This is a genomic window from Kitasatospora sp. NPDC059462, from assembly GCF_042749955.1.
Classification (GTDB): Bacteria; Actinomycetota; Actinomycetes; order Streptomycetales; family Streptomycetaceae; genus Kitasatospora.
Genome location: NZ_JBHYUU010000293.1, coordinates 1 through 6,609 on the forward strand (window position 1 = coordinate 1; position 6,609 = coordinate 6,609).

The 6,609-nt window shown below is 73.5% G+C and carries 5 protein-coding genes; 2 read left to right on the forward strand and 3 right to left on the reverse strand.

Features of this window, described 5'->3' with window-relative positions; translation table 11 throughout:
* Window positions 1-138 precede the first annotated feature (138 nt).
* Together ACFXAM_RS37010 and ACFXAM_RS37015 are read right to left on the reverse strand one after the other, a co-directional pair.
* Window positions 139-630 carry a ribose-5-phosphate isomerase gene (locus ACFXAM_RS37010; protein WP_380298117.1) on the reverse strand — a complete coding sequence of 164 codons (492 nt, stop codon included), beginning with the start codon at window positions 628-630 and terminating at the stop codon, window positions 139-141.
* A 71-nt stretch (window positions 631-701) separates the two neighbouring features.
* The gene (locus ACFXAM_RS37015; RefSeq protein ID WP_380298119.1) at window positions 702-1,301 is read right to left on the reverse strand and encodes a biotin transporter BioY; all 600 of its coding nucleotides are present in this window, start codon (window positions 1,299-1,301) and stop codon (window positions 702-704) included.
* 301 nt (window positions 1,302-1,602) lie between these two features.
* Between ACFXAM_RS37015 and ACFXAM_RS37020 the strand changes: the two genes are divergently transcribed.
* A complete protein-coding gene (locus tag ACFXAM_RS37020; RefSeq protein ID WP_380298121.1) occupies window positions 1,603-3,015 on the forward strand; it encodes an amino acid permease in 1,413 nt (470 codons plus the stop codon).
* Window positions 3,016-3,085: 70 nt separating this feature from the next.
* On the opposite strand, the gene ACFXAM_RS37025 is transcribed toward ACFXAM_RS37020, so the two are convergent.
* On the reverse strand, window positions 3,086-3,727 hold the full coding sequence (locus ACFXAM_RS37025; RefSeq protein WP_380298123.1) for a DsbA family protein: 642 nt from the start codon (window positions 3,725-3,727) through the stop codon (window positions 3,086-3,088).
* Window positions 3,728-4,000: 273 nt separating this feature from the next.
* Between ACFXAM_RS37025 and pepN the strand changes: the two genes are divergently transcribed.
* Complete coding sequence (gene pepN / locus ACFXAM_RS37030; RefSeq protein ID WP_380298125.1) at window positions 4,001-6,565, forward strand: aminopeptidase N; 2,565 nt, start codon at window positions 4,001-4,003, stop codon at window positions 6,563-6,565.
* Window positions 6,566-6,609 lie beyond the last annotated feature (44 nt).

Consider the following 6,609-nt stretch of genomic DNA (forward strand, 5'->3'; position numbering starts at 1 on the left):
CTTGGGTGGTGTTGGGCTGCGTCAGATTGGTTTACGAGACAGGCGCACCCCGGGGGGCGGGGCCGCGGGGACCGCGGCGGCCGGCCGCGCCGCGGGGCGCGACCGGCCGCCGGGAGGAGCCGGGACGGGCGGGAGGGGTCAGCCCTCCTGCTGCGGGTGGTGGGCCGGGACGGGCGGGAGCTCGCCGGTGGTCTCGTACACGCTGAGCATGTCGATCCGGCGGGTGTGCCGCTCGTCGCCGCTGTACGGGGTGTTGAGGAAGACCTCGACGAACCCGGTCGCCTCCTCCTCCGTGTGCATCCGGCCGCCGATGGAGATCACGTTGGCGTTGTTGTGCTCGCGGCCGAGCGCGGCGGTCTGCTCGCTCCACGCCAGCGCGGCGCGGACGCCCTTGACCTTGTTGGCGGCGATCGCCTCGCCGTTGCCCGAACCGCCGATCACGATGCCCAGCGACTGCGGGTCGGAGGCGGTGCGCTCGGCGGCGCGCAGGCAGAACGGCGGGTAGTCGTCGAGGGCGTCGTAGATGTGCGGCCCGCAGTCGACCGGCTCGTGGCCGGCCTCCTTGAGCCACTCCACGAGGTGGTTCTTCAGTTCGTATCCGGCATGGTCGGAGCCCAGGTACACGCGCATGCCCATGAGTGTGGCATGCGCGTGGACCCGGGCTCCGCAGGGGGCGTCGCGTCCGGCGGACCGGGCGCCGCTCAGCGGCGGCCGAGGAGCTTCCAGGCCAGCGGGAGGGCGCCGGCGGCGAGGGCGGCCTTCAGGGCGTCGCCGACCAGGTACGGGTAGAGGCCGAGCTCGGCGGCGCGGGCCATCGGGACGTCGAGGGCGAACGCCAGGTAGGGCACGCCGACGGCGTAGATGGCGAGGCTGCCGAGCACCATCGCGACGGCGGTGCGCACCGGCGAGCGGTCGGCGCCGCGCCGGGCCAGCGCGCCGACCAGGCCGGCGGCCAGCACGAAGCCGATCGCGTAGCCGAGCGAGGGCATCGACCAGCCGGAGGAGCCCTCGGCGAACCACGGCACGCCCGCCAGGCCGGCCAGTAGGTAGAGGCCGAGCGAGGCGACGCCCCGGCGGGTGCCGAGCGCGGTGCCGACCAGGAGGGCGGCGAAGGTCTGGCCGGTGACCGGCACCGGGGAGCCGGGGACGTTCACCGACAGCTGGGCGGCCAGGCCGGTGAGCGCGGCGCCGCCGGCGACCAGGGCGAGGTCGCGGGCCTGGGCGCCGAGGCGGGTGCCGGCGGAGGGCAGCAGGTCGGCGAGGACGGCGCGGCTCGGAACGGGGGTGCTGGCGGTGGCCATCGGACTCTCCTCGGCACAGTGGGGATCCGGACGGCCCCGAGGGCCGCCGGACCAGGTGAGTGATCACCTCGAACCTACGCGGCGATCACGCCGAACACCGTCAGGGATCCGGACAAAGCCCCGGCGGCCCGCCTTGTCGGGTCCCGACCCACCGGGGCGACGGAACGTGATCGGGAAGGTCCGGACTGTCACGATGAGGTCCGCATGCTGGTCCCGAACCGGACATTCTTGGCATGCTCAGCCACGTCACCGGATATTGGACAGCTCGCACCGCATGTCGAACAGTCTGGATCCACCCCCCATGGCCCCCACCTCCGCGCCGTCCGCGCCGCCCGGGACCACCGCCCCCGCCTCCCCCGGCGACGACCGGCAGCTCTCCCACGGACTCAAGCAGCGCCACCTGTCGATGATCGCGCTCGGCGGCGTCATCGGCGCCGGCCTGTTCGTCGGCTCCGGCGCGGGCATCGCCGCGGCCGGACCCGCCATCATCCTCGCCTTCGTGCTCTCCGGCCTGCTGGTCATGCTGATCATGCGGATGCTCGGCGAGATGTCCGCGGCCCGCCCCGCCTCCGGCTCCTTCTCCGTGCACGCCGAGAAGGAGCTCGGCCCCTGGGCCGGGATCACCGCCGGATGGATGTACTGGGTGATGCTCTGCTGCGGCGTCGCCGCCGAGGCCACCGCCGCCGGCAGGATCGTCAACGGCTGGATCCCCGGCGTCTCCGCCTGGGTCTGGGTCGCCCTGTTCATGGTGTTCTTCTGCGCCAGCAACCTCACCGCGGTGAAGAACTTCGGCGAGTTCGAGTTCTGGTTCGCCGCCGTCAAGATCGCCGCGATCATCGCCTTCCTGGTGCTGGGCGGGCTCGGCGTGGCCGGCGTGCTCGGCCCCGGCGCCCCCGGCACCGCCAACCTCACCGGCCAGGGCGGCTTCCTGCCCACCGGCGTCAGCGGACTGATCGTCGGCCTGCTCGCCTCCGTCTTCGCCTACGGGGGCCTGGAGACCGTCACCATCGCCGCCGCCGAGTCCAAGGACCCCAGGCGCAACGTCGCCAACGCCGTGCGCACCGCCGTCTGGCGGATCGCGATCTTCTACATCGGCTCGATGGCGCTGGTCGTCACCCTGGTCTCCTGGAAGGACCCGGCGGTCGTCGCCGACGGCCCCTACGTCACCGTGCTGCGCCACCTCGGAGTGCCCGGCGCCGGAACGATCATGCAGTTCGTGGTGCTGATAGCCCTGCTGTCCGCGATGAACGCCAACATCTACGGCGCCTCCCGGATGGCCTACTCGCTGGTCGGCCGGGGCCAGGGCCCGCGCGCCCTCGCCAAGGTCCGCGGAGGGGTGCCGCGACGGGCCGTGCTGGCCTCCTGCCTGTTCGGCTTCGCCGCCGTCGTGGCCGCCAAGTTCTGGCCCGCCACCGTCTTCACCTGGCTGATGAACACCACCGGCGTCGCGATCCTGGTCGTCTGGCTGTTCATCTGCGTCGTCCAGCTGCGGATGCGCCGGCGGCTGGAGCGCGAGGCGCCCGAGCTGCTCACCGTGCGGATGTGGGGCTTCCCGTACCTGACCTGGATCGCGATGGCCGCCGTAACCGGCATCCTCGCCCTGATGACCACCACCGAGGGCAACCGCCGGCAGCTGTACGCGGCCGCCGTGCTCGTCACGCTGCTCACCGCCGCCGGTCTGCTCAAGCAGCGCCGGGACGCCGCCCGCGGCTGACCGGGGCGCCGCGACGCGAAGGGGCCCGGCACCGCACGGTACCGGGCCCCTCCCGCCTGCTCCCCGCCGCCTACTCGAAGGACGGGCTCGCGGTGCGGGTGCGCTTGATCTCGTAGAAGCCCGGCGTCGAGGCGACCAGCAGGGTGCCGTCCCACAGCCGGGCCGCGGCCTCGCCGCGCGGGATCGGGGTCACCACCGGGCCGAAGAACGCGACCCGCTCGCCGTCCGCGCCCTCGACCGCGATCACCGGGGTGCCGACGTCCTCGCCGACCAGGGTGATGCCCTCCTTGTGCGAGAGGCGCAGCGCCTCGTCGTACGCGTCGGTGTCCGCCGCCTGCGCCAGCTCCACCGGCAGCCCGGCCGCGGCCAGCGCCGCCTCGACGGTCGCCCGGTCCTGCGGCAGGCCCTCGTTGTGGAAACGGGTGCCCAGCTCGGTGTAGAGCCGGCCCAGCACCTCGTCGCCGTGCTGCTGCGCGGCCGCGATGCACACCCGCACCGCGCCCCAGGCGTTGTCCAGCAGCTCCCGGTACTGCGCCGGGAGGTCCCGGCCCTCGTTCAGCACCGACAGGCTCATCACGTGCCAGTTCACGTCCACCGGGCGCAGCTGCTGGACCTCGATCAGCCAGCGGGACGTCATCCAGGCCCACGGACAGGCCGGGTCGAACCAGAAGTCGGCGGTCTTGCGCTCGGCGGCACCAGCGGGAGTCGTCACGGCTGTCGTCCTTCGAATCGTCCGGGAAGAAGTGCGAAGAGGTACGGAGTGGTGCGGAGAGGTACGTGTGCCGGGGCCGCGCGGCCGCGTCGGAGCACGCCCCCCGAGCGGCAACACCCGGCCCGCGCCGCTGATTCCGGCCCGCCCGCCCGAGTTGTGCAATGGTACCCGCGCGAGGGGCGTGAAAGGATGCCTCCGCAGCACCACAGCGCGCCGCACCACCGCACCAGCGAAGACCGCACCACCGTGCGAGCCGGACAAAGGAGTACCGCCGTGCCGGGCAAGAACCTGAGCCGCGACGAAGCCCAGCAGCGGGCCAGCATCCTCACCGTGGACGGCTACCGCGTCCGGCTGGACGTGACCTCGGCCCCCGACCCCGCGGCCGCCACCTTCCGCTCCACCACCACCATCGCCTTCCGCTGCGCCGAACCGGGCGCGTCGACCTTCGTCGACCTGCTCGCCCCCGCCGTGCGCGCCGTCACCCTCAACGGGCGCGCCCTCGACCCGGCCGCCGCCTACGACGGCGCCCGGGTGCACGTCGACGGCCTGGCCGCCGAGAACGTGCTCACCGTCGAGGCCGACTGCGCCTACAGCCGCACCGGCGAGGGCCTGCACCGCTTCACCGACCCCGTCGACGGCGAGACCTACCTCTACACCCACTACGAGCCGGCCGACGCCCGCCGGGTCTTCGCCACCTTCGAACAGCCCGACCTGAAGGCCCCGTTCACCTTCACCGTCACCGCGCCGGCCGCCTGGGACGCCTGGTCCAACGCCCCGCACGAGCAGGTCACCGCCGAAGGCGCCGCCCGCACCTGGGAGTTCGCGCCGACCCGGCCGATCTCCAGCTACCTCACCGCCGTCGTCGCCGGCCCGTACCACGTCGCCCGCGACCACTACAGCCGCACCCTCGACGACGGCACCGTGCTGGACATCCCGCTCTCCGCGATGTGCCGCAAGTCGCTCGCCCCGTACTTCGACTCCGACGAGATCCTCGGCGTCACCAAGCTCGGACTCGACTTCTTCCACGAGCAGTTCGCCTACCCGTACCCGTTCGGCAAGTACGACCAGGCGTTCGTCCCCGAGTACAACATCGGCGCCATGGAGAACCCCGGCTGCGTCACCTTCCGCGAGGAGTTCGTCTTCCGCTCGAAGGTCACCGACGCCGCCTACGAGGGCCGCGCCAACGTCGTCCTGCACGAGATGGCCCACATGTGGTTCGGCGACCTGGTCACCATGCGCTGGTGGGACGACCTGTGGCTGAAGGAGTCCTTCGCCGACTTCATGGGCTCCTACGGCCTCGTCGGCGCCGGCACCCGCTACCGGTCCGCCTGGGTCACCTTCGCCAACCAGCGCAAGGCCTGGGCCTACCGGCAGGACCAGTTCCCCACCACCCACCCGATCACCGCGGACATCCGGGACCTGGAGGACGCCAAGCTCAACTTCGACGGCATCACCTACGCCAAGGGCGCCTCGGTGCTCAAGCAGCTGGTGGCCTACGCCGGGGCCGAGGCCTTCTTCGAGGGCGCCCGCCGCTACTTCCGGCGGCACGCCTTCGGCAACACCGAACTCGCCGACCTGCTGGGCATCCTGGAGGAGACCAGCGGCCGCGACCTCGGGTCCTGGGCCGCCGCCTGGCTGCAGACCGCCGGCGTCAACACCCTCACCCCGCAGCTCACCGCCGACGCCGAGGGCCGGATCACCGAGCTCGCCGTCCTCCAGGACGGCGACGTGCTGCGCCCGCACCGGATCGCGGTCGGCCTCTACGACCGGGACGCCGACGGCGCGCTGGTGCGCACCGCCCGCTTCGAGCTGGACGTCACCGGCGCGCGCACCGTCGTCGCCGAGGCCGCCGGCCGCCCCCGGCCCGCGCTCGTCCTGCTCAACGACGACGACCTGACCTACTGCAAGGTCCGCTTCGACGAGGAGTCGCTGGAGACCCTGCGCGGCGGCCTCGGCGACATCAAGGACGACCTCGCCCGCGCGCTCGCCTGGTCCGCCGTCTGGAACCTCACCCGCGACGCCCTGATGCCGGCCCGCGACTACGTGGCGCTGGTGCTGCGCTTCGCCGGCCAGGAGGCCAACATCGGCGTCCTGCAGTCGCTGCACACCCAGGCCAAGGGCGCCGTCGACCTCTACGCCGACCCGGCCTGGCGCGGCGAGGGCGGGCGGCTGCTCGCCGACGGCGCGCTGCGCGAACTGCGCGCCGCCGCCCCCGGCAGCGACCACCAGCTGGCCTGGGCCCGCTTCCTGGCGCAGACCGCCAACGGCTCCGAGCACCTCGGGCTGGTCCGCGGCCTGCTGGCCGGCACCGCCCGGATCGACGGCCTGGAGGTCGACCAGGAGCTGCGCTGGGCGCTGTGGCTGGCGCTGGCCGCGGCCGGCCAGGCCGGCGAGGAGGAGCTGGCCGGGGAGCTGGCCGCCGACAACACGGCGAGCGGGCGCCGCCAGCACACCCAGTGCCTGGCCGCCCGGCCCACCCCGGAGGCCAAGGCCGCCGCCTGGTCCGCCGTGGTCGACTCCGACGAGCTGCCCAACGCGCTGGTCGAGGCCAACATCGCCGGCTTCGCGGTGCCCGCGCACCGCGACCTGACCGCGCTCTACGCCGCGCCGTACTTCAAGCTGCTGGAGCGGGTCTGGGCCGAGCGGACCATCGAGATCGCGATGCGCATCGTCGGCGGCTTCTTCCCGCAGGCGCAGGTGGACGAGGCCACCCTGGCCGAGGCGGACGCCTGGCTGAGCGGCCACCCGGACGCGGCGCCCGCGCTGCGCCGGCTGGTGCTGGAGCGCCGCGACGACCTGGCCCGCGCGCTGCGGGCGCAGGCCTGCGACCGGGCCTGAGCGAACGGGACGGGCGGGGCCCGCCGCGACGCACTGTCGCGGCG